21 protein-coding genes are annotated in these 26245 nt (G+C 75.8%); 9 read left to right on the top strand and 12 right to left on the bottom strand.

Annotated elements, in window-relative coordinates:
* The first annotated feature begins 7 nt into the window (after positions 1 to 7).
* The 3 genes from EV189_RS02275 to EV189_RS02265 all read left to right on the top strand — a co-directional run bounded on the left by EV189_RS02275 (position 8) and on the right by EV189_RS02265 (position 2770).
* A complete protein-coding gene (locus tag EV189_RS02275) occupies positions 8 to 850 on the top strand; it encodes a ParA family protein (protein WP_407938106.1) in 843 nt (280 codons plus the stop codon).
* A complete protein-coding gene (locus tag EV189_RS02270; RefSeq protein ID WP_130491318.1) occupies positions 847 to 2034 on the top strand; it encodes a ParB/RepB/Spo0J family partition protein in 1188 nt (395 codons plus the stop codon). The genes EV189_RS02275 and EV189_RS02270 overlap by 4 nt, the downstream gene beginning before the upstream one ends.
* An 85-nt stretch (positions 2035 to 2119) precedes the next feature.
* Positions 2120 to 2770 carry a GNAT family N-acetyltransferase gene (locus EV189_RS02265; RefSeq protein WP_130491317.1) on the top strand — a complete coding sequence of 217 codons (651 nt, stop codon included), beginning with the start codon at positions 2120 to 2122 and terminating at the stop codon, positions 2768 to 2770.
* A gap of 4 nt (positions 2771 to 2774) precedes the next feature.
* Here the strand turns inward: EV189_RS02265 and EV189_RS02260 are convergent, their stop codons facing one another.
* From EV189_RS02260 to EV189_RS02220, 9 genes are all read right to left on the bottom strand, one after another.
* Positions 2775 to 3929 (bottom strand): N-acetylmuramoyl-L-alanine amidase, encoded by a 1155-nt coding sequence (locus EV189_RS02260; RefSeq protein WP_231115989.1) that lies wholly within the window; start codon positions 3927 to 3929, stop codon positions 2775 to 2777.
* A 169-nt stretch (positions 3930 to 4098) separates the two neighbouring features.
* On the bottom strand, positions 4099 to 4416 hold the full coding sequence (gene trxA / locus EV189_RS02255; RefSeq protein ID WP_130491316.1) for a thioredoxin: 318 nt from the start codon (positions 4414 to 4416) through the stop codon (positions 4099 to 4101).
* Between the two features lie 77 nt (positions 4417 to 4493).
* Entirely contained in the window at positions 4494 to 5474 is a 981-nt protein-coding gene (gene trxB, locus EV189_RS02250; protein ID WP_407938105.1) for a thioredoxin-disulfide reductase, read from the bottom strand.
* A gap of 74 nt (positions 5475 to 5548) precedes the next feature.
* Entirely contained in the window at positions 5549 to 6469 is a 921-nt protein-coding gene (locus tag EV189_RS02245; RefSeq protein ID WP_130491314.1) for a hypothetical protein, read from the bottom strand.
* Positions 6470 to 6515: 46 nt separating this feature from the next.
* Entirely contained in the window at positions 6516 to 7100 is a 585-nt protein-coding gene (gene sigM, locus EV189_RS02240; RefSeq protein ID WP_130491313.1) for an RNA polymerase sigma factor SigM, read from the bottom strand.
* Positions 7097 to 8506, bottom strand: a complete 1410-nt coding sequence (locus tag EV189_RS02235) for a protein kinase family protein (RefSeq protein WP_130491312.1) — start codon at positions 8504 to 8506, stop codon at positions 7097 to 7099. Before EV189_RS02235 ends, sigM begins: the two co-directional genes overlap by 4 nt.
* A 31-nt stretch (positions 8507 to 8537) precedes the next feature.
* Positions 8538 to 10169 (bottom strand): murein biosynthesis integral membrane protein MurJ, encoded by a 1632-nt coding sequence (gene murJ / locus EV189_RS02230; RefSeq protein ID WP_130491311.1) that lies wholly within the window; start codon positions 10167 to 10169, stop codon positions 8538 to 8540.
* Positions 10166 to 12340, bottom strand: a complete 2175-nt coding sequence (locus EV189_RS02225) for a DUF6049 family protein (RefSeq protein ID WP_130491310.1) — start codon at positions 12338 to 12340, stop codon at positions 10166 to 10168. Before EV189_RS02225 ends, murJ begins: the two co-directional genes overlap by 4 nt.
* Entirely contained in the window at positions 12337 to 13275 is a 939-nt protein-coding gene (locus EV189_RS02220) for an NUDIX hydrolase (protein ID WP_130491309.1), read from the bottom strand. The genes EV189_RS02225 and EV189_RS02220 overlap by 4 nt, the downstream gene beginning before the upstream one ends.
* Positions 13276 to 13673: 398 nt before the next feature.
* On the opposite strand from EV189_RS02220, the gene EV189_RS02215 reads away from it, so the two are divergent.
* On the top strand, positions 13674 to 15086 hold the full coding sequence (locus EV189_RS02215) for a CCA tRNA nucleotidyltransferase (RefSeq protein ID WP_130491308.1): 1413 nt from the start codon (positions 13674 to 13676) through the stop codon (positions 15084 to 15086).
* Between the two features lie 49 nt (positions 15087 to 15135).
* Here EV189_RS02215 and EV189_RS20540 read toward each other — a convergent pair whose 3' ends face one another.
* Positions 15136 to 16443 carry an ANTAR domain-containing protein gene (locus EV189_RS20540; protein WP_231115987.1) on the bottom strand — a complete coding sequence of 436 codons (1308 nt, stop codon included), beginning with the start codon at positions 16441 to 16443 and terminating at the stop codon, positions 15136 to 15138.
* Positions 16444 to 16729: 286 nt separating this feature from the next.
* Positions 16730 to 18055 carry an MFS transporter gene (locus EV189_RS02205; RefSeq protein ID WP_130491307.1) on the bottom strand — a complete coding sequence of 442 codons (1326 nt, stop codon included), beginning with the start codon at positions 18053 to 18055 and terminating at the stop codon, positions 16730 to 16732.
* 74 nt (positions 18056 to 18129) lie between these two features.
* Here EV189_RS02205 and EV189_RS02200 point away from each other — a divergent pair, with 74 nt between their 5' ends.
* Positions 18130 to 19071 (top strand): Gfo/Idh/MocA family protein, encoded by a 942-nt coding sequence (locus EV189_RS02200; protein WP_130491306.1) that lies wholly within the window; start codon positions 18130 to 18132, stop codon positions 19069 to 19071.
* Here the strand turns inward: EV189_RS02200 and EV189_RS02195 are convergent.
* Entirely contained in the window at positions 19068 to 20093 is a 1026-nt protein-coding gene (locus EV189_RS02195) for a LacI family DNA-binding transcriptional regulator (protein ID WP_130491305.1), read from the bottom strand. The genes EV189_RS02200 and EV189_RS02195 overlap by 4 nt on opposite strands.
* Positions 20094 to 20352: 259 nt before the next feature.
* Between EV189_RS02195 and EV189_RS02190 the strand changes: the two genes are divergently transcribed.
* The 4 genes from EV189_RS02190 (at position 20353) to pstA (ending at position 26242) form a co-directional block, all read left to right on the top strand.
* On the top strand, positions 20353 to 23022 hold the full coding sequence (locus tag EV189_RS02190) for a glycoside hydrolase family 3 protein (protein ID WP_231115986.1): 2670 nt from the start codon (positions 20353 to 20355) through the stop codon (positions 23020 to 23022).
* Between the two features lie 243 nt (positions 23023 to 23265).
* A complete protein-coding gene (locus EV189_RS02185) occupies positions 23266 to 23676 on the top strand; it encodes a YegP family protein (protein ID WP_130491303.1) in 411 nt (136 codons plus the stop codon).
* Positions 23677 to 23972: 296 nt separating this feature from the next.
* Entirely contained in the window at positions 23973 to 25010 is a 1038-nt protein-coding gene (pstC, locus tag EV189_RS02180; protein ID WP_130491302.1) for a phosphate ABC transporter permease subunit PstC, read from the top strand.
* A complete protein-coding gene (pstA, locus tag EV189_RS02175; RefSeq protein ID WP_231115985.1) occupies positions 25007 to 26242 on the top strand; it encodes a phosphate ABC transporter permease PstA in 1236 nt (411 codons plus the stop codon). The genes pstC and pstA overlap by 4 nt, the downstream gene beginning before the upstream one ends.
* The last annotated feature ends 3 nt before the right edge of the window (positions 26243 to 26245 follow it).

Below are 26245 nucleotides of genomic sequence, written 5' to 3'. Positions count from 1 at the left end.
GTCACCGATCGTCCCAGCGCACGGTGTTCCACGTGGAACGTCGCCCCGGGTGCCGCGCGTGCTGACGGTGGCGAACCAGAAGGGCGGGGTCGGGAAGACCACCTCGACCGTGAACCTCGCCGCTGCCCTGGTGTCCGAGGGCAAGCGCGTGCTCGTCCTCGACCTCGACCCGCAGGGCAACGCGTCCACCGCCCTCGGCATCGAGCACCACCGGGGCGTGGAGGACGTCTACCAGGTCCTCATCGAGGGGCTGCCGCTGGGCAAGGCCGTGGTCGCGTGCCCCGACCTGCCCGGCCTCGACTGCGCTCCGGCGACGATCGACCTCGCTGGTGCCGAGATCGAGCTCGTGCCGCTCGTCGCGCGGGAGTTCCGGCTGCGCAAGGCGCTCGAGACCTACCTCGCCAGTTCGGCCGAGGGCTACGACGTGGTCCTCATCGACTGCCCACCGAGCCTCGGCCTGCTCACGGTCAACGCGATGACGGCGGCCAGCGAGGTGCTCATCCCCATCCAGTGCGAGTACTACGCGCTGGAGGGGCTGCAGCAGCTCCTCCAGCTCGTCGAGCTCGTCCAGCAGAACCTCAACGAACGGCTGCACGTCAGCACGATCCTGCTCACGATGTACGACGGGCGGACCCGGCTGGCGCAGCAGGTCGCCGAGGACGTGCGGGCGCACTTCTCGGAGCGCGTGCTCCGGACGGTGATCCCGCGCTCGGTCCGCGTCTCGGAGGCCCCGAGCTACGGCCAGACGGTCGTGACGTACGACCCCTCGTCCAGCGGGGCGCTGGCGTACCGGGAGGCGGCCCGCGAACTCGTGCGGCAGACGGCGACGACGCAGGAGGCAGCCCGATGAGCGACCGACCCCGCGGACTCGGCCGGGGGCTGGGGGCCCTGATCCCCTCGGCGGCCGCTCGGCAGGCCCACGAGCAGGACGCACGGCAGAGCCAGCCCGAGCAGGGCTCGTCGGGTACGGCACCCCAGCAGGGGCAGGTGGAGGCCACGGCCGTCGAGCAGGTGGCACCACCGGTCGCGGGTGAGGGCAGCCGGGCGGAGGACACCACGGCTGGGGACTCCGCGCCTGGGGACACCACGGCTGGGGACACCGCGCCTGCGGACACCGCGCCTGCAGGCACGCCCACGACCTCCACGGCGGCGTCGGACGCCCCGGTCGAGGCGCTCCCGCCCGCCACCGCGGCTCCTGACGACGGGGCGGCGGGGTCACCGGCGTACTTCACCGAGGTGCCGGTCGAGCGCATCGCCGTCAACCCGCGCCAGCCGCGGCAGGTCTTCGACGAGGACGCCCTCGAGGAGCTCGCGGTCTCCATCCGCACGGTCGGCCTGCTCCAGCCGGTGGTCGTCCGGCGGACGGGGCCGGAGGCGTACGAGCTGGTCATGGGGGAGCGGCGCTGGCGCGCGTCGCAGCGCGCGGGGCTCACCAGCATCCCGGCGATCGTGCGCACGACGGCCGACGAGGACCTGCTCCGCGACGCGCTGCTCGAGAACCTGCACCGCAGCCAGCTCAACCCGCTCGAGGAGGCGGCGGCGTACGACCAGCTCCTCCAGGACTTCGCCTGCACCCACGAGGAGCTCTCCCAGCGGCTGGGCCGGTCGCGCCCGCAGATCAGCAACACGCTGCGCCTGCTCAAGCTGCCGGCGCTCGTGCAGCGCCGGCTCGCGGCCGGCGTGCTCAGCGCCGGACACGCCCGCGCGCTGCTCGGCCTCCCCGACCCCGCGGAGCAGGAGCGGCTCGCCCAGCGCATCGTCGCCGAGGGGCTCTCCGTGCGCGCCGTCGAGGAGATCGTCGCCGTCGAGGCGCGCTCGGCGGAGCCGGAGCAGGGCGCGCGCCGCGCGCGGGTGCCCGTCCCCACCTCGCCGCGCCTCTCCGAGATCTCCGAGCGCCTCTCCGACCGCTTCGAGACGCGGGTGAAGGTCGACCTCGGGCGCCGGAAGGGCAAGATCGTCATGGAGTTCGCCAGCATCGACGACCTCGAGCGCATCCTCGGGCTGCTCGAGCCGGGCGACGCGGCGACGGGCTGACGGCCCTCCGGCTGGTCGTGGCGGACCGTGCCGCGGCGGACTACCGTGCGGAGCGGAAGGCCTCCCCCCACCTCCCGGAGCGCGCGTGTCCCGACGGCTGCTGAGCATCACCCTGGACAACCTCGACGACCTGCCACCGGCCTGTCGCGAGTGCGTGTTCTGGGAGCTCGACCCGCTGGCCGGGCGCCGGGCCGGCGAGGACGGGAGCAGCGCCCAGCGCAAGGAGTCGTGGGTGTCCGCGACCCTGCTGGAGTGGGGATCCTGCGGGAAGGTCCTCTACGTCGACGGGGTCGCCGTGGGCTACGCGCTGTACGCGCCGCCCGCCCTCCTCGGGCGCGCCGGCGCGTTCCCCACCTCGCCGGTGTCCGACGACGCCGTGCTGCTCGCCGCGCTGTCCGTGCTGCCGGAGTTCGAGGGGGCCGGCCTCGGGCGCGTCATCGTCCAGGGCGTCGTCAAGGACCTGCAACGGCGGGGCGTGCGGGCGGTGGAGGCCTTCGGCGACGCGCGTGCGGAGCGGCCGCCGCGCAGCCGCGGGCTCGAGCCGGGCTGCCTCATCCCCGCGGACTTCCTGCTGGCGGTGGGCTTCAAGACCGTGCGGCCGCACCTGCGCTACCCGCGGCTCCGGCTCGAGATGCGCAACGTCGTCTCCTGGCGTGACGACGTGGAGGGCGCGCTCGAGCGGCTGCTCGGGTCGATGGGCGGCCAGGACCTGGTGCCCCGGCCCGCCTGGCCCTAGGGGCTCAGCGCAGGGCGAGCGCGTCCAGGCGCAGGGCGCCCGTCACGGCGTCCTCGTCGGCGGCGAGGTAGAGCCGCTGGATGGAGACGACGACGGCCTCCGCCACCGCATCGCGGAACGCCGCGTCGCCGAGGCGCGCGGCGTCGTGCGGCGAGGTGAGGTAGCCGACCTCGATGCGCACCGCCGGCATGCGGGTCCAGCGCAGCAGGTCCCAGGTCTTCGCGTGCACGCGGCAGTCGAGCAGGTCCGTACGCGCCACGATCTCGCGCTGCACGAGGCTCGCGAAGCGCTCGCCGACGCCGGAGGAGCCGAGCCCGCTGCCGTAGAAGTAGGTCGCGACGCCCTCGGCGCCCGGGCTCGCGGAGCCGTCGACGTGGAGCGAGACGAGCAGGTCGGCCTGGAGGCCGTTGGCCCAGTCGGCGCGGTCGCGGTCGTCGAGCTCCATGCCGGGGCGGCGGGTGAGGTAGGCCTGCACCCCGGTCGCCACGAGGCGGCCCTCGACGCGGGAGGCCAGGTCCTCGACGACCTGGGCCTCGGTCAGGCCCCACGCGCTGACGCCCGTGTCCCGCCCGCCGTGGCCGGGGTCGATGACGACGACCTTCCCGGCGAGGCGCGGGCCGCGGCGGGCGATGTGCACCTCCTCGCGCAGCGCGTCGGAGCGGCCACCCACGACGGTGCGGCGCAACCGCTCGAGCGCCTTCAGCGTCTGCGGCCCGCACATCCCGTCGGGGGCGAGACCGACGTTGCGCTGGAACTCGCGCAGCCCGGACTCCGTCTCCTGCCCGAGGATGCCGTCGACGCGCCCGCACGCGAAGCCCATGTCGGTGAGCCGGCGCTGCAGCTCGAGCACGTCGTCGCCGGTCAGCGGGTGCCCGGGCGCGAAGCGGAGGATGCGCTCCCCCAGCCGCCAGCGGGCCTCGTCGAGCGCGCGGTAGGTCTGCGGGCCGACGATGCCGTCACCGGTCATGCCGCGCTGCTGCTGGAAGCTGCGCACCGCCCGGTCGACCTCGTCGTCGAAGACCGCCGACGCGAGGTCGTCGACGCTGTCGGCCGCGGGAGCGGGAGCCAGCAGGCCGAGCAGCGCGAGCTTGTGGCGCACCTCGGCCACCGCCGGCCCGGTGGACCCACGGCGCAGCAGCTCGGGCGCGGACTCGGCCACGGAGGGGCTCCTCAGACTGGGCGGGAGGGACTGGGCGGGAGGGACTGGGAAGGCGGCGGGACGGACGATCGTAACCCGCGCGCAGCCCCGCTCCTCGCGTCCCGCGCCGCAGACGACGAGGGCCGCCCCGGTCACCCGGGACGGCCCTCGCGCGCTGCTCGGGGGTGAGCTAGATGACACCCTCGAGGTCCTTGAGCAGGGCGCGCTTCGGCTTGGCGCCGACGATCGTCTTGACGACCTCGCCGCCGCGGTAGACGTTCATCGTCGGGATCGAGACCACGCCGTACTGCGCGGCGGTCGCGGGGTTCTCGTCGATGTTGAGCTTGACGACCTCGAGCTTGTCGCCGTGCTCCGAGGCGATCTCCTCGAGGATGGGCGCGACCTGGCGGCACGGGCCGCACCACTCGGCCCAGAAGTCCACCAGGACCGGCTTGTCGCTGGCGAGCACCTCGGACGCGAAGGTCGCGTCGGTGACGGACTTGCTCATGAGCGTTCCTCCCAAGGGGATGGTGCCCCGGGCGTGCGCCCGGGACGGGGGTCAGAGGGGTCTGCGGGGTGGAGCGGTCAGACGACGGCGGCCTGGACGGCGTCGCCGGTGAGCACGGCGTCCTCCAGCGAGGTGAGGTAGCGCTCGGCGTCGAGCGCCGCTGCGCACCCGCTGCCCGCAGCCGTCACGGCCTGGCGGTAGGTGTGGTCCACGAGGTCGCCGCAGGCGAAGACGCCGGGCAGGTTGGTGTGCGTCGAACGGCCCTCGACGAGGACGTAGCCGCTCTCGTCGAGGTGGACCTGGCCGTGCAGCAGCTCGCTGCGCGGGAGGTGGCCGATCGCGACGAAGACGCCGGTCACGGGGAGCTCGCTCTCGCTGCCGTCGCGCACGTCGCGCAGCCGCACCCCGGTCACCTTGTCGTCGCCGAGGACGGCGCTGACCTCCGAGTGCCAGGCGAAGCGGATCTTCGGGTTGGAGAAGGCGCGCTCCTGCATGATCTTGCTCGCGCGCAGGCTGTCGCGGCGGTGCACCAGGGTCACGCTGCGGGCGAACCGGGTGAGGAAGGTCGCCTCCTCGATCGCGGAGTCCCCGCCGCCGACCACGACGATGTCCTGCTCCTTGAAGAAGAAGCCGTCGCAGGTCGCGCACCAGGAGACGCCGCGGCCGGAGAGCCGCTTCTCGTCGGGCAGCCCGAGCTCGCGGTAGCCGGAGCCGGTGGCCAGGATGACGGCCTTCGCGCGGTGCACGGTGCCGTCGCCGTCGGTGACGCTCTTGACGGCACCGGTCAGCTCGACCTCCGTCGCGTCGTCGGTCAGCAGCTCGGCGCCGAAGCGCTCCGCCTGGGCGCGCAGCTTGTCCATGAGGTCGGGGCCCATGATCCCCTCGGGCCACCCGGGGAAGTTCTCGACCTCGGTGGTGTTCATCAGCGCGCCGCCCTGGGTCACCGACCCCTCGAGCACGAGCGGCCGCAGCCCGGCGCGGGCGGCGTAGACGGCCGCCGTGTAGCCGGCCGGGCCCGACCCGATGATGATCACGTCGCGCACGTCGTCCACCTGCAGGTCCTCCACGGCAAGTCCGGCGCCGGTGTCGTCCGGCGCACCCCGGAGAACCGATGCTAGGGGGCGGGCATTCCCTACGGCACCACGCGGCGCAGCAGCAGCCGGGGGGCCGCGCCGCAGTCCGCGGCCAGCACCGAGAGGCGCAGCCGGCCGTCGCCGAGCCGCTGGACGACGAGCAGCGCGGGACGCCCGGCGTACGTGCCCCGGTCGACCAGCTCCGGCGCCGGGCGGCCGAGCGCGGGCAGGCAGGAGGCGTCGTCGCTGCCGCCGCCGCTGGGGGACGGGCCCGAGCTCTCCTCGCTGCGGTCGAGCAGGTGGCGCGCCGTGCGCGCGAGCGCCGCCGCCTCCGAGGGGTACGCCGTGCCGGACGCCGACTGGCGCCCCGCGGACGAGCGGGCCGCTCCCGAGGCGGCTGGGGCGACCGGCGCTGCAGCGTCGGCACCCGCGGAGGACGCCACCGAGGACGCGGCGGACGCCCCGGCGGCGGTCGACGAGCCGCCGCCGGCCCCGCCACCCGCGGGAGCCGCGCTCGCGAGGGCCCCCGTGGCCGCGCCGGCGGCCGAGGAGCCGGAGTCGGACCTCGACGACGAGCCGCCGCTGCGCACGGCCCACGACAGCCCGCCCACGACGAGGACCAGGGAGGCGGCGAGCGCGAGCAGCGGGCCCAGCCCGCGCGGGGGCTGCCGGCGGACGGGAGCCAGGTGGACCACCCGCGGGGCGGGCACCGGGTCGACCTCGTCGAGCGCGGCGTCGACGCGCGCGGCGACGTCCGCGGGGAGCGGCTCCGCCGCCCAGCCGGCGAGGGCCGCGGAGACGGCGGCGAGCCGCGCGAGCAGGTCCTGGCAGGCCGCGCAGCCAGAGACGTGCGCCTGCCAGCGCCGCTCCTGCTCGGGCTCGAGCAGCCCGGCGGCGAGGTCCGCCGCGGTGTCGGCGTCGAGGTGCTCGCCGCCCTGCTCCTCGTCGAGGGGGCGCCGGGGAGTGGGCTCGTCGCTCACGGCCGCCCCCCTCCCGGTCGTCCCTGCACTGCTCCGACGGCCCGGCTCACGGCGCGGTTCCCTCGGCGCGGCGGCCGGGCGCGAGCAGCGGCAGGAGCCGGGCGCGGCCGCGCGCGCACCGGCTCTTGACCGTGCCCTCGGCGACCTCGAGCACCGCGGCCGCCTCGCGCACGCTCATCCCCTGCACGTCGACGAGGACCAGCGCGGCGCGCTGCTCCTCCGGGAGGGTCGCGAGCGCCCGCGCCAGGTCGAGGCGGTCCTCGTGCTGCCCCACCGCGTCCCTGCTGGTGGGGACGTCGTGCTCCGAGCCGTCCGCCCGCACGAGCGGCACGACGGGGCGGGACTGGCGCCGCCGCACCCGGTCCAGGCAGGCGTTGACGACGATGCGGTGCAGCCACGTGGTGACCGCCGCGTCGCCGCGGTAGCCACCGGCGAGGACCGCCCGGTAGGCGTTGACCAGCCCGTCCTGCACGGCGTCGGCGGCCTCCTCCCGGTCGCCCAGCGTACGCAGCGCCACGGCCCACAGCCGGTCGCGGTGGCGCCGGACGAGCTCGCCGAACGCCTCGCGGTCGCCCTCCGCGGCCCGTGCCGCGAGCTCGGAGTCGAGCAGGTCACCGAGTGCGACGCTCACCGGGCGGGCGTCCCGGTGAGCCGCACCGTCGTCACCTCGGCGCGGTACGCCCCGGCGCGGTCCCGTGCGGGAGGCAGGGAGCGGAACCACAGCAGCACCCAGCGCACGGACGGGCCGGCACGCAGGGGCACCCGCTCCTGCAGGCCAGCCGACTCCACCCGTCCGAGGGGGGTCCCGGCCGGCGGGCGGTCGAGGGGGACGTCGCTGCCCCACACCTCGTACGCCGCTCCCGGAACCGTCATGTCCACCTCGACGGAGCTGACCGAGGCGGGCGCGGGCAGATCCAGCACGAGGCCGAGGCCGCGCTTGAGCCCGCCGAAGTCCGGACGCCGGAAGTACGCGGACGTGCGCCACGCCGTCGCCGGGTCGTCGTCGAGCACGAGCGCCTCGGTCCCGGTGCCCTCGGTCCCGTCGCCGAACGGGTCGACGGCGCGCACGCCGGCGACGGCCAGCACGCCGGAGGTGGCAGCGGGCGCGGAGGGCGTGGGGGTGGGCGAGGCGGACGCGGAGGAGCGCTGCCGCACGGCCGGCGGGGTGCCGCTGTCCCGGGTGACGCTGCGGGAGAGCTGCCAGGCGAGCAGCGCGAGCCCGGTGGCGAGGACGAGGCCCACGACGACCGGGAGCACCAGCGCGATCCTGCGCCGGGAGCCGGGGAGCGGCTCGGGGGCGGGTGGCCGGCGCAGGGCGCCCAGCTGGTCGGCGAGACCGGGGAGGTCCGGGCCGCCGCCGCCGAGCGCGTCCTCGACGAGCGCGTCGAGGCGGGGGTCCAGCCCGGCGCGCACGTGGTGCGGAGCGGTCCGCCCGTCGAGCGCGGGCGCGGGGGGCAGCGCGGTGAGGCCGGGCAGCGGCCAGCGGGCGGTGAGCGCGGCGTAGACGAGCGCGGCGACGCAGGCCGTGGGGGTCGGGCCGGCGGCCGGCGCGTACCCGGAGCGGTCGAGGGCGAGGCAGACGCGGCCGTCCGGGCAGACGAGCACATCGGCGGGGCGCAGCCGGGCGGCGCGGGGGTCGGGCAGCTCCGCCAGCAGCTCGGTCGCGGCGAGCCCGACGCTGACGGCCAGCTCGCTGCCGAGCGGCCCCTCGCGCAGCAGCACGCTCTCGAGGTCCTCGCCCTCCACCCACTCGCTGACGACCGCGCCGGCGTGCCCCCCGTCGGGGACGTCGTCGAGCACGTCGAGCACCCGCACGGCCGAGGCGCAGGTGAGCAGGGCGGCCGCGCGGGCCCCCGCGAGCGTGGCGGCGGCCTCGGGGCCCGGAGGGACGATGCTCAGCGTGACGGGGCGGCCGAGCAGCTCGTCGTGCGCCCGCCAGCGGTGGAGGGGTTCGCGGGCGTGCGGGTCGCCGAGGGCGTCGACGAGGCGGTACCGCCCGGCCACGAGCACCCCCGGGCTCTCCCGGCTCCGCGCCACGGGCCCACTGTAGGCGGCGCTCCGCTCGGCGTCAGCGACCTCGCCGGGTGAGCGCGGCGACGAGCTCGGGGACCTCGCGGACGTGCATGCGGGCGCAGGCGGCGAGGTAGACGAGCACGAGCGCGAGCCCGGCGAGCGCGGCCTCGGGCAGGACCACCGCGGTGGACGCCGACGGCGCGAGGTCGCGCAGCACGTGGAGCACCACGGCACCGACGACCGTCCCCGCCGCCGCGGCGAGCACGGTGCGCACGAGGGTCCGCACCGTGGGCGAGCCGTCGAGCGGGCCGAGCTTGCGCAGGGCGAGGGAGCCGGTGATGCACAGCGCGACCCAGTAGCTCGCGGCGTACGCGCAGGCGAGGGCGAAGGTCCGCCACTCCGCCGGCACGAACGGCGTCACGAGCAGGGCGAGCACGACGTTGGTGGCGGAGACGCCGCACGCGATGCGGAACGGCGTGCGGGTGTCCTCGTAGGCGTAGAACGAGCGCAGCAGCACGTGGTGGAAGGCGAAGGGCACGAGGCCGGCGGCGAACGCCGCCAGCAGCAGCCCGACGTAGGAGCCGTCGGCGCGGTCGTTGTCCCCGTGGCTGAACAGCACGCCGCCGATCGAGCTGCCCAGCAGCACGAGCCCCGCGGAGGCCGGCACGACCGCGACCGTCACCAGGCGCAGGGTGCGGGAGAGCAGGCGGCGCACGCCGCGCACGTCGTCGTCCGCGGCGTACGAGCTCATGGCGGGGAGCAGCGCGGTGACGAGCGAGACGGTCACGACGGCGTGCGGGAGCATGAAGAAGAGGTACGCGTTCTGGTACGCCGCGATGCCCACCCCGCGCACGTGGTGCCCGCGCGGCACGGTTCGCGCGTAGTCGGCGAGCGCGGAGGTCGACAGCCGGGTCACCACGACGTACGCCGCCTGGTTGACGAGGACGAACCCGATCGTCCAGCGCGCCAGCGAGGCGGCCTTGCCGAGACCGGAGCCGCGCAGGTCGAGCCGCGGTGTCCAGGTGTAGCCGGTGCGGCGCAGCACGGGCAGCAGCACCACGGCCTGGACGACGACGCCGAGCGTGGTGCCGGCCCCGAGCAGCGTGGTGGTCGCGCTGGAGACGGTCGCGGGCCGGCTCGGGTCGAGCGACGCGCCGAGCAGGAGCAGCCCCACGGCGATGGCGACGACGTTGTTGGCGATCGGGGCCCACATCATCGGCCCGAAGCTGCCGCGCGCGTTGAGCACCTGGCCGAGCACGGTGTAGACGCCGTAGAAGAAGATCTGCGGCAGGCACCAGTAGGCGAGCAGGACCGCCAGCGGGCGCCCGCCGGCCGGCCCGTCGTAGACCAGGTCGACGATGAGCGGCGCGGCGACGGTCGCGACGACGGTGAGCGCGAGCAGGCCGAGCACGGTCACGGTGAGCAGCCGGTCGGTGTAGGCCTTGCCGCCGTCGGGGTGCTCCTTCGCCGCCCGGACGAGCTGCGGGACGAAGACCGCGTTGATGACGCCGCCGACGACGAGCAGGTAGACCATGTTGGGCACGGTGTTGGCGACCGCGAAGGTCTCGCCGACGACCGAGGTGCCGATGGCGGCGGCGAGGACGATGTTGCGGACGAAGCCCAGCAGCCGCGAGGCGACCGTGCCGAGGGCCATGACCCCGCTGGACCGGACCAGGCTCGTGCTCACCGCTGCGCTCCTCCTCGGGCGCCCGTGACCGGCGCCTCCTGCTCGTCCGTGCCGCTCGGCGGACCCGCGTCGACGCTGCCGGTGCCCCGCTCGGGGATCCCCGGGAGCCGGCGGCGGCGCACGATCCGCAGCGAGAGGGCGAGCACGAAGACGACCGCGGCACCCCCGACGACCGCCTTGGCCGGGCCGCCCGCGCCGCGGACCGTCAGGTGCAGGAAGACCGGCGTGCCGAACGGCTTGCCGTTGGGCGTCACGAGGAACGCCTGGACGGTGGCGCGGCCGTTGGCGCTGCTCGCGGTCGCGATCTCGACCGTCACCGGCTTGCCCGGGGCGATGCTGACGACGCCGGTGTTGCGCAGGCGGACGCGGACCGACCCGTCGAACCACAGCGCCACGCGCACGCGCCGCGACGAGGTGTTGCGCAGCGTCACGGGGAAGCGGCCGGACGCGGGCACCGTGACGCGGCTGTTGACGACGACCTCGATGCTCGACTCGCGGGCGTCGAGGGCCTCGGAGGACGCCCGCAGCAGCGCGGGGCCGTCGCCGGAGCGGGCCTCGAGGCGCAGCTGCTCCAGCGCGTACGCCCTGGTGAGGCGCTGCGCGTCGCCCGTGCTGCCGAGCACCCGGGCGAAGGCCGCGCCGGCGAGGGCGTGGCGGGCGACCTGCTGGAGGTACGCGCGGGCGAGCGCCCCCCGGGCCGCCGGCACCTCGTCGACGACGGCCGTCCGGGTGACGGGCTCGGTGGCGAGCGCGTGCAGCGTCGTCGGGAGCACCCACGGTGCGCGGAGCACCGCGCGGAGGGCCGTGACCCACGAGGCCCGGGGGTCCCAGTCGCGGGGGAGGACCAGCAGCACGCCGCGTGGGCGCGACGGCAGCTCCGCTGTGTGCATGGCCGTCGCCCCGAGCGCGTCCTGCAGGGTCCCGACGGGGTCGGCGCCGGGCGCGACCAGGGCGTCGGAGAGCTCGGTCGAGACGGCGAGCGCCGGGACCTCGGTGGCGCTGTCGGCGACCTCCAGCGTGACCGGGCTCGGGGGCTCGGCGCCCTGGGCGGGCGGGAGCAGCGTGTCCGGCGCGGCCACCCGGCGCACGCCGGCGGCGGACCAGGCCCCGCTGACGGCGGTGGCGAGCGCGCTGGTGGAGCCGGCGGACTCCGGGAGCGCGACCTCGACGCGGAGGCCGGGGGCGAGGTAGCTCGCCGCGACGCGCTCCGCCGTGCGCACGGCGCTGGTGAGGTCGCCCCGGCGGCCGGCGGTGACCAGGGCCGCCGCGTCGACGTCGCCGTAGGGCAGCAGGGTCACGGCCCCGGCCTGCGCGGCGCGGGTCTTCAGGTCGGCGAGCAGGGCGGCCGCGTCGGGGTCCTGCGGCTGGGTGACGGTGCGACCGCCGACGAGCAGCGGCCACCCGCCGGGCGCGGCGAGGACGGCGAGGTCCTCGGCGACCATCGGGTCGACCGCCAGGGTCTGGCCGTCGGCCGCCGCGAGCAGGCGGCGCAGCCGGCCCCCTGGCGCTGCGTCGCGGACGAGCCCGTCGTCGAGGAACGCGCCGTCCGCCGTACGGCGGGCCGCGCTGGTGAACGGCACGACCACGGCCAGCGACGTCGCCTGCTGGACCTCGGCGGCCGGCGCCCACGGCAGGGGTACGGCGCGGACCCCCGCGGTGTGCAGTCCCGCCCCCGAGCGGGCACGGACCTCGAGGTAGACGAGGCGGACCCGGACGTCGGGCCCGCCGGCGAGCCGGTCGGCAGGCAGCGTCACGCGGAACCGGGCGCTGCCGTCGGCCGCGAGGGAGGCGACGAGGGGGACCTGGAGCACGGGCGTGCCCTCGGCCCGCCGCGCGGTGCGCGCGGTGGAGAGCTGGGCCGGGGCGGGGACGTCGCGACGGAGCCAGACGCGGACGGAGACCTCGGTGAGCGGCACCGAGGCCACCACGCTGCCCGTGATCGTCACGCCCTCTCCCGGGCGGGTGACCTGCGGGCTCACCCCGCGCAGGACGACGCTCGCCTGCTGGGCCGGCGGCGTGCCGGTGGTCGCGCTGGTGGGGGCGGCGCTCCCCGCGGTGGAGCCGCCCGGCGCGCTCGCCGGGGCCGCGGACACGGCGCCCAGCGGCCCCACGAGGAGCAGCGCGCCCAGGACGGCGGCGGCGGGGACGGCCGCGCGGGCGCGCCGCGTCACGCCGTGTCCGAGAGCAGCTCGCGCGCCGCGTCGACGAGCCGGCGCTCGCCGTCGTAGGCGAGCCGCTCCCGCACCTGGTCGAGCGGGACCCAGGCCACCTCCGTGACCTCGACGTCCGCGTCGGACAGCTCGCCCCCGAGGGCCTCGAGCAGGTAGTGGTGCACGGTCTTGTGCACGCGGCGGTCCTCGGCGACGAACCAGAAGTCGACGGTCCCCAGCGGCGCCATCACCGCCCCGCGGATGCCGGTCTCCTCCTCGACCTCGCGGACGGCGGCGTCCTCGCTCGTCTCGCCGGCCTCGATGTGGCCCTTGGGCAGCGACCAGAGCAGGCGCCCGCGGCGGTCGAGGCGCCCGATCAGCGCGGCCCGCCGCTGCGCGAGGTCGACGACGAGCCCGCCGGCCGACGTCTCCTCGACCTTGGTCAGCCGCCGCCGCACGGCATCCCGGGGCGCGCCGGCCCTCCGCCGGCCCGCGGGCTGCCCGGGCTGCCCTGCGCCGACGTCGCCCTGCTGCCGGCTGCGGGAGGGCTGGGCGGCGGGGTCCCCCGTGCGGCGGGAGCGGCCGCCGGGCGCGGGGGCCGCGGGCGCTGCTGCCTCCGCGGCGGGGGACGCGGCAGCGGTGGTGGCGGAGCCACCTCGTCCTCGTCCCGCCCGTCGGCGGGGACGGCGGCGGCGCGGTGCTGCGCCGGGCTCGCCGGCCCCGGGGGCGCTCGGACCCGACGTGCCCGGGGTGCCCCCGGGGGCCGCGTCGACGGGAGCCGGAGCGGGTGCCGGGGCGGGCGCTGCTGCGGCGGGGAGCGCTCCGCGCCCCTCCTGGGGAGGACCCGCGGGGCGGCGGGCACGGCGCGGCCGGCGGCCCGGCGAGGACGGCTGCGGCACCTGCGCGCCGCCGCCCGGCGCTGCGCCCTGCCCGCCCTCCTCCCCGTCTCGACCCATGCCCCGATGGTATCCGCCGGCCGCCCCGCAGCCCGGTCCGCCGCGAGCACCGCCGGGCTCCCGGGGAGGGGTCCGCCCGGCGCGCGGGACGAGCAGGTGGGGGGCGTCCCGAGCAGGTGGGGGTGACCTCGAGCAGGTGCCCCCGCACCGAGCCCCAGTTGATCGAGGCCCCCGATCAACGGGGGCGGCACGCGCCAGCGCGCCGCGCGGAGACGGGCGGAGACGGGCGGGTACGGGCGGGTACGGGCGGTGCCGAGCACGTGGGGGCCGCCGCGAGCGGGTGGGGATGACCTCGAGCAGGTGCCACCGTGCTGACGCCCGTTCGACCGGGGGCCCCGATCAACGGGGCCCCCGGCGCCCGGCCGGCGGGGCGGGCCGCCCCCGTACCCTGATGTCCCGTGCCCGGACCTCCCCCGCCCGCCCTCGCCTTCGCCCCGGTCGCCGAGGAGCTGGGCCGGCGCTTCGCCGCGGAGGGCCACGCGCTGGCCCTCGTCGGGGGTCCCGTGCGCGACGCGCTGCTCGGCCGGGTGGGCACCGACCTGGACTTCACCACCGACGCGCGGCCCGAGCAGGTGCTCCGGGTGCTGAAGGGCTGGGCGGAGGCCGTCTGGGACGTGGGGATCGCCTTCGGCACGGTCGGGGCCCGCAGGGACGGCTGGGACCTGGAGATCACGACGTACCGGTCGGAGAGCTACGACCGGGAGTCGCGCAAGCCCGAGGTGGCCTACGGCGACTCGCTCGAGGGCGACCTGCTGCGCCGCGACTTCCGCGTCAACGCCATGGCCGTCGCGCTGCCCGCGCTCGAGCTCGTCGACCCCTTCGACGGCCGCGCGGACCTCGCCGCCCGGGTCCTGCGCACGCCGGGAGCGCCGGAGGACTCGTTCTCCGACGACCCGCTGCGGATGCTGCGTGCCGCGCGGTTCGCCTCCCAGCTCGGCTTCGCCGTCGCCCCCGAGGTGCTCGACGCGATGCGGGCCATGGCCGGGCGCCTGGAGATCGTCTCGGCCGAGCGGGTCCAGGCCGAGCTCAGCAAGCTGCTGCTCGGCGCGCACCCCCGGGCGGGCCTGCGGGTGCTCGTCGAGACCGGGCTCGCCGAGGTCGTGCTCCCGGAGCTGCCGGCGCTCGCGCTCGAGATCGACGAGCACCACCGGCACAAGGACGTCTACGAGCACACCCTGACCGTGCTCGAGCAGGCGATCGCCCTGGAGCCGGCGCTCCCGGGCGGCGGCCCGGACCTCGTGCTGCGCCTCGCCGCCCTGCTCCACGACATCGGCAAGCCGCGCACGCGCACCTTCGAGGACGATGGCGGCGTCAGCTTCCACTTCCACGAGGTCGTGGGCGCGCGGATGGCCCGCAGCCGGCTCAAGGCGCTGCGCTACGACAAGCAGACCATCGAGGACGTGTCCCGCCTGGTCGAGCTGCACCTGCGCTTCCACGGCTACGCCGAGGGTGCCTGGACCGATGCCGCCGTGCGCCGCTACGTCCGCGACGCGGGGCCCCTGCTCGAGCGGCTGCACGCGCTGACCCGCTCCGACTCCACCACCCGCAACAAGCGCAAGGCCGCGGCGCTGCAGGCGGCGTACGACTCCCTCGTGCAGCGCATCGCCGAGCTGCGCGAGCAGGAGGAGATCGACGCGCTGCGGCCCGACCTCGACGGCAACGAGATCATGGCGCTGCTCGGCGTCCCCCCGGGCCCGGTCGTCGGCCGGGCCTACAAGCACCTGCTCGAGCTGCGCACGGAGCGCGGGCCGCTGCCGCGCGAGGAGGCCGAGGCCGAGCTCCGCGCCTGGTACGCGCAGCAGGCGGGTTGACCGACCCGCCCGCGGGGGGTGCGACGGAGGGGGCAGATCGTCGCCCCGGTCATCGTGGTGGACCCGGTCCCCTGACCACTCCGGCAGGCAGCGGCTGACCCGGGGCGACCGGCGGCGCGGTCGTGGCAGCGACCAGCCGCTCCGCCACGACGCGGAGCCGGACGTTGCGCGCCTGGCTCACCTGGACGAGCACCGCGAAGGCCTGGTCCGCGGTGCAGCGGCGCTGCGCCATGACGATGCCCTTCGCCTGGTCGATGACCGCCCTGCTGGTGAGGGCCTCGGTGAGCTGGGCGGAGCGGGTCACGGCGGCGCGCTCGCGCTGGACGGTCGCGAGCAGGCCGGCGGCGGTGTCGGCGAGCAGGCCGGGGAGGAGCCGCGGCCACATGACGGCAGGGTCCCGCGCGTACGCCGTGAGCACGGCGACCGGCGTGCTGGAGCCGTAGGCGCCCGGCAGGGGGACGGCGAGCACCGTCGTGACCCCCTCCTCCCGCGCCACGGGGGACCACGCCGGCCACAGCCCGCCCAGCTCCTCCTGCGCGCCGTGCACCTCGCGCTGCGCCTGCCACGCGGTCCACACCGGACCGTCGACGAGCTGCGCCGCGTCCAGGCACGCGGCCCGCTCGTCGCTCGCGGCGAGGACCTGCGGGACCGCTCCCCCGAGCGCCACCAGGCCGCAGGAGCTCGCACCGGGGAGCACCTCGCTGGCCGCGGCCACCACGCGCTGCTCCAGCCCCTGCGAGCCGCTCCCCAGCCCGCGGCTGAGCTCGGCCAGCGTCGCGGCGCCGTGCACCTCCGTCGCAGCGCCCTCTCCCCGGACCTGCGGCACGAGCGACCAGAGCACCAGAACACGGCCGGGGACCCGCTGCAGCACGGCGCGGACGTCCTCGGGCGCCGGCCCGCGCGGCAGGACCCGCAGCGGGAGCTCGCGCACCTCGGTGCCGGAGGCCGCCTCGCGCAGCACCGCGCGGGCGGCGGAGCGCGAGGGCAGGTCGACGTGGACGAGCACCGGCTCGGCCGGCAGCGGCCAGTGCACGCGGAGCAGCTGGGCGGCGGTGCGGCTGCCGGCGAGGACCAGCCCCCCGGCGTCGGTCACGAGGGTCGGCACGGGGACGGCCTCCACCGCCGCGAGGAGGCCGTCGCCGCCGGCGGGCAGCGGGGAGGCGTACCGCTCGGCGACGACGCGGAGCTCGTCCGCGCAGACCTCGAGCTCGGCGAGCGCGAGGTCGAGCGCCTCGCTGTCGGGCAGGATGCGCGCCCGCAGCCGCTCGACCCGCTGCTCGAGGGCGACGAGGTCGACGGTCATGGCCGTCCGGGCCAGCAGCTCCGGCGCGGCGGCCCGGGCGTCGGGCGCGCTCACCCGAGGGTCCCGAGCGCGAGCAGCCCCGGCGGGAGGCGCAGGCGGGATCCGTGCAGGACCACGGGGACGGCTCGCCCGCGCGAGGGGAGCGGGACGAGGGGGGTGCTCACGAGAGCCTCCTGGGGCAGTCGGTGCTGGCGCGAGCAGACCGCTCGCGCTACCGACGGGGCCGCGTCCAGTGGTCGGACCGCGCTCCCGCTGCCCCTCCTGGGGGTCGAGAGAGTCCCGGGACCTGCAGCGTACCCCTAGCACGAGCCGGGCATATCGGGCATCGTTCCCTGCAGGCTCACGCCGCTGCGGCCACCCGCCCCTCGGCGGAGAGCGGGCGCCGCGCCACCGCCGTGGCGTACGCCGCGGTGACGACCAGGTACCCGCCGGACAGCCCCCAGCGCAGCGCGCCCGAGGTGCCGCTCGCAGGGACGAGGACCGCCGCCAGCGCGGCCGCCGCCACGAAGGTGACGTTGAAGACGGTGTCGTAGAGCGCGAACACCCGCCCGCGGTACGCGTCCTCCACCGACTCCTGGACGATCGTGTCGACGCAGATCTTCACGCCCTGCGCGCAGACGCCCAGCACCAGCGCCTCGACGACGATCGGGACGTGCCGGACGGGGGCCACCGCGCCCACCGCCTGCGTGAGCGCGGCGAGGCCGAGCAGGCAGGCGACCCAGGTGCTCTTGCGGATGCGCAGCGTCGCCTCGGGCGTGAGCACCGCGGCGAGGAAGTAGCCCACCCCGCTCGCGGCGACGACCTGGGCGAGCCCGGCCAGCGCGGCGTCGGTGTCGCGGGGGTCGTGCAGCGTGTTCCGGTAGACGAGCAGGGTCGCCACGGTCCACAGCCCGTAGACGAGCCGGTGGGCGGCGATGGCGCTGAGCGCGCGGGCCGCGGGGCGGCAGCGCGCGACGTGCACCGCGCCGCCGACCATGCCGCGGGCGACGACCGCCAGGGCGCGGCGCAGCGGGGGCGGGGCCGCGGCGTCGTCCGGGCCCAGCTCGGCCGGACCGATGCGCGTCGCGACCGCCGCCGCGCTGCAGGACGTCAGCGCCGCGACGACGAGCACGGCCGTCGAGGTCGAGGCGTCGTCGCCGAGGGCCGCGCGCAGGCCGAAGGCGACCCCCGCACCCACGAGGCCGCTGGCGGTCCCCGACGTCGTCGACACGCTGTTGGCCATGACGAGCTCGCGGCCCGGCACCACGTGGGGCAGCGCTGCCGACAGCGCGGAGAGGTAGAACCGGTTGACCGACAGCACGAGCAGGCCCACGGCGAAGAAGCCGGGCCCGGCGTCGCCGAGCGCGACGAGCACGCCGAGCGCGAGCACGAGCACCGCCTTGAGCAGGCTGGCGAGCACGAGGATGCGCTGGCGGCGCCAGCGGTCGAGCAGCACGCCGGCGAACGGCCCGGCCAGGCTGTAGGGCAGCAGGGTCGCCGCGAAGGCCGCTGCCACGTCACCCGCCGTGGCCTGCCGCTCCGGCGAGAAGAAGACGTACGACGTGAGCGCCACCGTCGTCATGCCGTCCGCGGCCTGCGCGAGCAGGCGGTTGGCGTAGAGCCGGCGGAAGCCGGCCGCCTCGAGGACGTCGAGCAGGTCGCCGACGAAGGACCCCGGGCGCGGCACCGGCCCACCCTACGGGCGGGTGGGCGAGACTGGCCGTCCCCGCCCGGACCCGGGCGCTGAGCAGGAGGTGGACGGTGGCGGCACCGGTGCGGTGGGGCTTCCTCGGCGCGGGCTGGATGGCGCGCACGATCGCGCCGAGCGTGCACGCGGCCGAGGGTGCGGTGCTGCAGGCCGTCGGGGCGCGGGACGCGGCGCGCGCGGCGCGGCTGGGACCGGTCCGGGCGTACGACGCGTACGACGCGGTGCTCGCCGACTCCGACGTCGACGCGGTCTACATCGCGCTCCCGAACGACGCCCACGTGCCGTGGGCGCGGCGGGCGCTCGCCGCGGGCAAGCACGTCCTCTGCGAGAAGCCGCTCGGGCTCGACGCCGACGAGGTCCAGCTGCTCACCAGCGAGGCGGAGGACGCGGGGCTGCTCGCGGTGGAGGCCTCGTGGTACCGCTGGCACCCGCGCACCGTCCGCACCGAGGCGCTCGTCCGGGCCGGTCTGCTCGGCGAGGTCACCCGGGCGTACTCCGGCTTCACGGGCGGGGGCGGTGACAGCGCGAACTACCGCTTCGACCCGCGCGCGGGCGGCGGCGCGCTCTACGACGTCGGCTGCTACAGCGTCTCCGTCGTGCTCTGGGCGGCAGGCTGGGCGCCGCTCGCCGGGGTCGAGGCGTCGTTCGACCGCACCTCCGAGGGCGTCGACGTGCGCGGGACCGCGCGGCTGCAGCTCGGCGCGACCGTCGGCGAGGTGCGCTTCGGCATGCGCGACGCGCCCGAGCAGAGCGTGCTGGTCGAGGGGAGCGAGGCGCGGCTCGAGTGGCGCTTCCCCGCCTTCACCTCGCGCTTCGAGGTCGCGGAGATGACCGTGGGTGACCGGGTGGAGCGCTTCGCCCCGTGCGACCCGTACGAGCTCATGGTCGCGGCCGTCTCCCGCCGCGTGCGCGGGGACGAGTCGGCGTACGTCGTGCCGCTGTCCGAGTCGCTGCGCGTCGCCGAGGCCGTCGACGCCGTCCGGGCCGCGGGCTAGCTCGAGGAGCGGACGACCAGCTCGGTCGGCAGCACCACCGGCTCGGCGGTCGCGCGCCCCTCCACCTGCGCGAGCAGGGCCTCGACCAGCAGCCGCACCTGCTCGCCGGTGGGCTGGCGCACGGTGGTCAGCGCGGGCGCGGTGTAGCGCGCGAGCTCGACGTCGTCGAAGCCCACGACCGCGACGTCGTCGGGGACCCGGCGCCCGGCGTCGGCGAGCGCGCGCAGCGCGCCGGCGGCCATGACGTCGCTGCCGGCGAAGACCGCGTCGATCGCCGGCTCGGCCTCGAGCAGCTCGCGGACGGCGCGCTCGCCGCCGGCACGGGTGAAGGGGGCGTACGCGACGAGGCCCGTGTCCCGCCCCTCCTCGCGCAGGGCGGTGCGGAACCCGCGCAGCCGGTCCGCGGCGGCCGGCATGTCCGCGGGGCCCGCCAAGGCGGCGACCACGCGGCGACCGCGCTCGAGCAGGTGGCGCGCGGCCGACGCGCCGCCACCGAGGTTGTCGACGTCGACGTACGCCGCGCCGGGGAGCGGGTCCGGCGGGCGGCCGCCCAGCACGAGCGGGACGCCCACGGCCTGCAGCTGCGCGGGCAGCGGGTCGCCGCGGTGCACGGAGAGCAGCAGCACCCCGTCGACGTGGCCCGAGCGCACGAAATCGCCGACCGCCGCCGCCTCCTCCTCGTCGCGGCCGACCATGACGACGAGGTGCGAGCCGGTCCCCACGAGCGCCTGGCTGGCGGCGATCACGCACGTGCTGAGGTACGGGTCGCTGACCCCGAAGGACACCGGCTCGCGCACGACGAGCGCCAGGGCGCCCGTGCGGCGGGTGGCGAGGCTGCGCGCGGCGCGGTTGGGGACGTACCCGAGCCGGGCGACGGCGGCCTCGACGGCGGCGCGGTGGCCGTCGGAGACCCGCGCGCTGCCGTTGATGACCCGCGAGGCGGTGGCGGGGGAGACGCCGGCCGCGGCGGCCACGGTGGCGAGCGTCGGGACGGCCGGGCGGGTGGTGCTGCGCGGGGCCACGCTCCCTCCTCTCCTCCGGACGGCGGTCCGCTCCTGCCCACATCGTGGCGCAGGACGGAGCGCTGCACAGCGGAAGCGCGTTCTCCGCGTGACCGGTCACGCGGGGAACGCCGTGAAAGCCCTTTCTGCAGACCTTGACGCGGGAGGAGGAGGGGACCAGGATTCGGGCGCGCGGCGCGGGAGGCGCGCCGCCACGACGGCCAAGGACGGACCGCCAATGACACGTGAGACCCCCTCCACCCGCAGACGGCGCCGAGCGGTGCGCCGCTCCCGCAGCGCCCTGGTCACCGGCATCGCCCTGCTCGCGAGCGGCGCGGTGGCCCCGCTCGCGAGCAGCGCGCACGCCGCGACGACCCAGCAGTCGGCGACGCAGCAGGCCGCGACGCAGGACGACACGAGCACGACCATCGGCCAGCCGGCCCTCGACGCCAACGGCTGCCCGGTCATCCCGACGACGCTGCCCCACCTCGAGGACTGGCCGCACGTCCAGAGCCGGGTGACCGACCCGAAGGCGGTCGAGGCGAGGGTCGCCTCGCTGCTCTCGAAGATGACCCTCGCCGAGAAGATCGGCCAGATGACGCAGCCGGAGATCGGCTCCATCACGCCGGACCAGGTGCGGCAGTACCACATCGGCTCGGTGCTCAACGGCGGCGGCTCCTGGCCCGGCGGCAACAAGCACGCGACCCAGGCCGACTGGCTGGCGCTGGCCGACGCGTACTGGCAGGCGTCGGTCGTGAGCAACGCGCAGACGCGCATCCCGGTCATGTGGGGCATCGACGCCGTCCACGGCAACAACAACGTCTACGGCGCGACGCTCTTCCCGCAGAACATCGCGCTGGGCGCGGCGCACGACCCGTGCCTCGTCCGCGACGTCGAGCACGCGACCGCCCAGCAGGTCCGCTCCACCGGCCAGGACTGGGCGTTCGCGCCCACCATCGCGGTGCCGCAGGACGACCGCTGGGGCCGTACCTACGAGGGCTTCTCCGAGGACCCGCGCATCACCCGGGCCTACGGCTTCGCCGCGGTCGACGGCCTGCAGGGCAGCTCGGCGAGCGGCCCCGGCAAGAACGACGTCATCGCCACGGCCAAGCACTACATGGGCGACGGCGGCACCGACGGCGGCAAGGACCAGGGCGTCAACTCCTCGACCGAGGACGTCATGCGCAACCTGCACGCGCAGGGCTACTACGGCGCGCTCGCCGCGGGCACCCAGACGGTGATGGCCTCCTTCAACAGCTGGACCAACGCCGACGCCGGCATCACCGAGGGCAAGATCCACGGCAGCAAGAAGGCCCTCACCGACATCCTCAAGACCAAGATGGGCTTCGACGGGCTGGTCGTCTCCGACTGGAACGGCATCGGCCAGGTCGCCGGCTGCACCAACTCCAGCTGCCCGCAGGCCATCAACGCGGGCATCGACGTCGTCATGGTGCCGGCGGACTGGAAGGCCTTCATCGACAACACCACCGCGCAGGTGCTCGACGGCGAGATCCCGATGTCGCGCATCGACGACGCGGTGACCCGCATCCTGCGGGTGAAGGTCCGCTCGGGCGTCCTCGATGAGCCGATGCCCTCCGCGCGCAAGAACGCCGGTGACCCCGACGCGCTCGACGCGCGGGCGCTCGCGCGCAAGGCGGTGCGCGAGTCCCTGGTGCTGCTCAAGAACAACGGCAGCGTCCTCCCGCTGCCGCGTACGGACCGCGTGCTCGTCGTCGGCAAGAGCGCCGACAGCATCGCCAACCAGAGCGGCGGCTGGTCGCTCAGCTGGCAGGGCACCGGCAACACCAACGCCGACTTCCCGAACGGCACGTCGATCCTCGGCGGCCTCCAGAAGACCCTCGGCACCAACCACGTCACCTTCTCCGAGACCGCCGACGGTGTCGACGTCTCGAAGTACGACGCCGTCATCGCGGTCGTCGGCGAGACGCCGTACGCCGAGGGCGTCGGTGACATCGGCAAGCGCTCGCTGCAGGCCTCGAAGATCTACCCGGCCGACCTCGCCGTGCTGGACAAGGTGTCCGGCAAGGGCAAGCCCGTCGTGACGGTGTTCCTCAGCGGTCGCCCGCTCTGGGTCAACGACGAGCTCAACCGCTCGGACGCCTTCGTGGCCGCGTGGCTGCCGGGCACCGAGGGCCAGGGCGTCGCCGACCTGCTCGTGAAGTCCGGCTACGACTTCACTGGCAAGCTGTCCTACAGCTGGCCGAAGGGCTCCTGCCAGACGCCGCTCAACGCCGGGCAGGAGGGCTACGACCCGCTGTTCCCGCTGGGCTACGGCCTGACCTACGGCTCCAAGGCGACCGTGCCGCAGCTGGACGAGACCTCGACCGGCAGCTGCACGCCGGCCGGTGGCGGCGGGACGGCGACCGACGACCTGGTGCTCTTCGACCGCGGCTCGGTCGACCCGTACAGGGCCTGGATCGGCGGCCCGGACAACTGGGGCGGCAACGAGGTCCCCAACGACGTGAACGCCGTCACCTCGCAGAGCACGATCAACGCCCGCACCACGGACGTCGACGTGCAGCAGGACGGCCGGCTCATCACCTGGACCGGGACTGGCCAGTACTACCTGCAGAGCCCGCAGCCGACGGACCTCAGCAGCTACCTCAACGCGGGCAGCGCGCTGGAGTTCGACACGATCGTCAAGCAGGCCCCCACGGCCACGACGACGATCAGCATCCACTGCGTCTACCCGTGCTTCTCCGACGTGCCGGCGAAGGCGTTCTTCGGGAAGCTCCCGCTGAACCAGAAGGTGACGGTGAAGATCCCGCTGTCGTGCTTCGACGACGGCCGGCTGGACTTCTCCAACGTCAACACCGCGTTCCTCGTCTACACCGAGGGCCCGATGCAGGCGGCCTTCGCCAACGTCCGGTGGGTGCCGGGCGGCGCCAAGGACGCGGACGCCGTGAAGTGCTCTGACTTCACCGGCTAGTCCGCAGCAGCAGCGAGACTCCGAGGGCCCCCGGCGCACGCCGGGGGCCCTCGTGGCGTTCCCGGGCCGGGATGCGTCCGGCTCGGCCGCTTTGCCCGGTCGCGCACTGGTGTTCACGTCCCGATCGTCCGTCGGTCCCTCGGGCGACGACTGCGCGCGTCCCGCCCCGGCCAGCCTGCTCGGGCCGACCCGGCGGGACCGTCCCGTGCCCGGGCCCGGCCCGACACCCCGGGAGCCCCACCCATGACGAGCGCTGCGCGCTTCCACTTCTTCTCCCGCCGCGCCTCCGTCGCGCCGGGCGTGGAGTGGCGCCTGCTCGCCGGCAACAACCGGGAGCTGGGGCGGGCCGCCCTCCCCTCGGTCGACCTCGAGGCCTGCCGCCGCGCGGTCGGTCGGCTGCTGCGCGAGCTGCCCGGTGGGACCGCGACGGTCATCCCCACCGAGGGGCGCTGGACCTGGCGGCTGGTGTCCGCTGCCGGCGAGCCGCTGGCCTGCGCCCCGCACAGCTACGCCCGGCGCACCGAGGCGACCAGTGCCCTCAGCGGGTTCCGCGCCGCGGCGCCGGCCGCCGTGCTCCTCGAGCCCGACGCCCCCGTCCGCGCGACGGTCGACCTGCGGATGGCGGGCCGTCCGGCCGTGCGGACGGAGACGTGACCACCTGCGCGGGTTCGACCGCGGATGTCCCTTCCCGCAGCAGGCCTTGCGGCCTCGTCATCGGGCGTACACCTGCGGGCCCCGCCCGGGTCATGGCGCGGGTCGACCCTCGGAGCCGGTGGGACGGCTCTGCCTGAGGCGCCGCCGTCCCTCCCCGCTCGCGCCGGCACCGGCGCACGTACGAACAGGAACCGCATGCACACCCACCTGCAGCGCGGGCGCACCGACGCGCGCCCGGTGCTCCGGCCCGGCGCACGGGTCCGGCCCTCGTCCTCTCGGCGACAGGGACGGTCGGCTTGAGCGCCCTGGTCGCCGTTCCCCCGTCCGGGTCCACGGACGAGCAGCGGCGTACGCTCCGCGACCGGCCCACGGCGGCTGACCGGACGTTCCGCAGCTACGTGCTCGGCGCGGGCCTCGTCGTCCTCGTCGTCATGGTGCTCATCGGCTCCTTCCTGTCACTGCGGGCAGGCGAGGCCCTGCGCAAGGCCGGGTTCTCCTTCTTCACCACCCAGTCCTGGCACACCGAGCAGGGCGGCAGGTTCGGCGTCCTCGCGATCCTCGTCGGGACCTTCATCATCGCGGTCGTCGCGATCGTGGTGGCCCTGCCGCTCTCGCTCGGCACGGCGCTCTACATCTCGGAGTACTCCCCGCGCGGCCTGCGCCGCCTGCTGGTGAGCCTCGTCGACCTCATGGCCGCGATCCCCAGCGTGGTCTACGGCATCTTCGGCGCGTTCTTCCTGCAGCCGGACATCCTGGTCAACGGGCCGCAGGGCGACGGCCTGCCGCGGTGGCTGGCGACGTACTTCGGCTTCTTCCCCTTCTTCCACGTGAGCGGCGCCGACCCGCGCAACCCGCTGGCCACCGGGACGGTCTACACCGCGTCGTCCTTCAACGCCGGCCTCGTCGTCGGCTTCATGCTCACGCCGATCATGAGCTCGATCATGCGCGAGGTCTTCCAGCAGGCCCCGCTGGGAGAGCGCGAGGGCGCGTACGCGCTGGGGGCCACGCGCTGGGGGATGATCCGCTCGGTCGTGCTGCCGTACGGCCTCGGCGGCATCATCGGCGGGACGATGCTCGGCCTCGGCCGCGCGCTCGGGGAGACCGTCGCGGTCTACATGATCGTGTCGCCGGTCTTCGTCATCCAGCCGCACATCCTGCAGAAGGGCGCCATCTCGATCTCGTCGCTGATCGCGCTGCGCTTCGGTGATGCCAACGGTCTCGCGCTCTCCGCGCTCATGGCGGCCGGGCTCACGCTCTTCTTCGTCACGCTGGCCGTGAACTCGCTCGCTGCGGTCATCGTGTCCCGCTCGCGCTCCGGGGCGGCGGACCTGTGAGCACGCCGACCCTCTCCCGCGCTCCCGAGGTCCGCGAGGAGCCGCGCCTGCTCGTCGAGGAGCGCCGCGACCTCCGGAGCGTCCGCTCGACCGACGTGCTGGCCGTCATCGGTGCGGCGATCTCGGCGACGTGCCTCACCGCGCTGCTGTTCGACCTCGGGCCGTACAGCGGCACCATCGGCTTCCTCGCCACGGCGTACGCGCTGTTCCTCGTGCTCTACGGGACGCTGGTCTCGCTGGACGAGGGCCCGCTCGTCGTCAAGGACAGGCTCGTCGCCGCGCTCGCGCACACAGCAGCGCTGGTCGTGCTCAGCGCCCTCGTGGGGATCCTCGTCTACATCGGGTGGCAGGGCCACTCCGCCCTGATGCACAGGAACTTCTTCACGCAGGACATGACGACGACGCCACCCCTGTCGCCGCTCACCAGCGGGGGCATCGGCCACGCGATCGTCGGCACCGCCGAGCAGATCAGCATCGCCCTCGTGCTCACGGTCCCGCTCGGGATCAGCGCCGCGGTCTACATCACGCAGACCCGGACCAAGCTCAGCATGTTCCTCCGCACGCTGACCGAGGCCATGACCGCGCTCCCGTCGATCGTGGCCGGGCTCTTCGTCTACGCGGCGTACATCCTGGCGTTCGGACTGCGCTTCTCCGGCCACGCCGCAGCTCTGGCGCTGTCGGTCGAGATGCTGCCCATCATCATCCGCACCGCCGTGGTCGTGCTCCGCCTGGTCCCGAGCACACTGCTCGAGGCGGCGTACGCGCTCGGAGCGCCGCAGTGGCAGGCAGTCCGGTACGTCGTGCTGCCCACCGCGCGCTCCGGTCTCGCCACCGCCGTGATCCTCGGCATGGCCCGCGGCATCGGGGAGACGTCGCCGGTGCTCATCACGGCGGGCTTCACGACCGCCTACAACTGGGACCCGCTGCAGGAGCCGCAGGTCTCACTGCCGCTGTTCGTCTTCAAGATGGCGCACTCGCCGGACCCGAACATGGTCGCCCGGGCGTTCGGTGCCGCGGCGGTCCTGCTCGCGCTCGTCCTCGTGCTCTTCGTCATCGCCCGCCTGCTCGGTGGTCGCGGCCCGGGCCACCAGAGCGTCCGGCAGCGGCGCCGCGCCGCGACCCGCTCGGTGCGCGACGACCGGCGGATCACCACCCTGCTCACCCTCCGCGCGGAGGGTCACACCCCCACTGACGGCGACGCTGGTCTGTCCGTCGTCTTCGAGAAGCACTAGGAG

The sequence above is a fragment of the Motilibacter rhizosphaerae genome (assembly GCF_004216915.1).
Lineage (GTDB): Bacteria > Actinomycetota > Actinomycetes > Motilibacterales > Motilibacteraceae > Motilibacter > Motilibacter rhizosphaerae.
The sequence above is the reverse complement of the archived record's forward strand: the minus strand, read 5'-3'. Positions and strand labels throughout refer to the sequence as shown.

Excerpts from the sequence above, each read along its gene's own strand:
- EV189_RS02270 (WP_130491318.1), top strand. The coding sequence starts at position 847 with ATGAGCGACCGACCCCGCGGACTCGGCCGGGGGCTGGGGGCCCTGATC.
- EV189_RS02220 (WP_130491309.1), bottom strand. The coding sequence starts at position 13,275 with ATGGGTCGAGACGGGGAGGAGGGCGGGCAGGGCGCAGCGCCGGGCGGC.
- trxA (WP_130491316.1), bottom strand. The coding sequence starts at position 4,416 with ATGAGCAAGTCCGTCACCGACGCGACCTTCGCGTCCGAGGTGCTCGCC.
- EV189_RS02185 (WP_130491303.1), top strand. The coding sequence starts at position 23,266 with ATGACGAGCGCTGCGCGCTTCCACTTCTTCTCCCGCCGCGCCTCCGTC.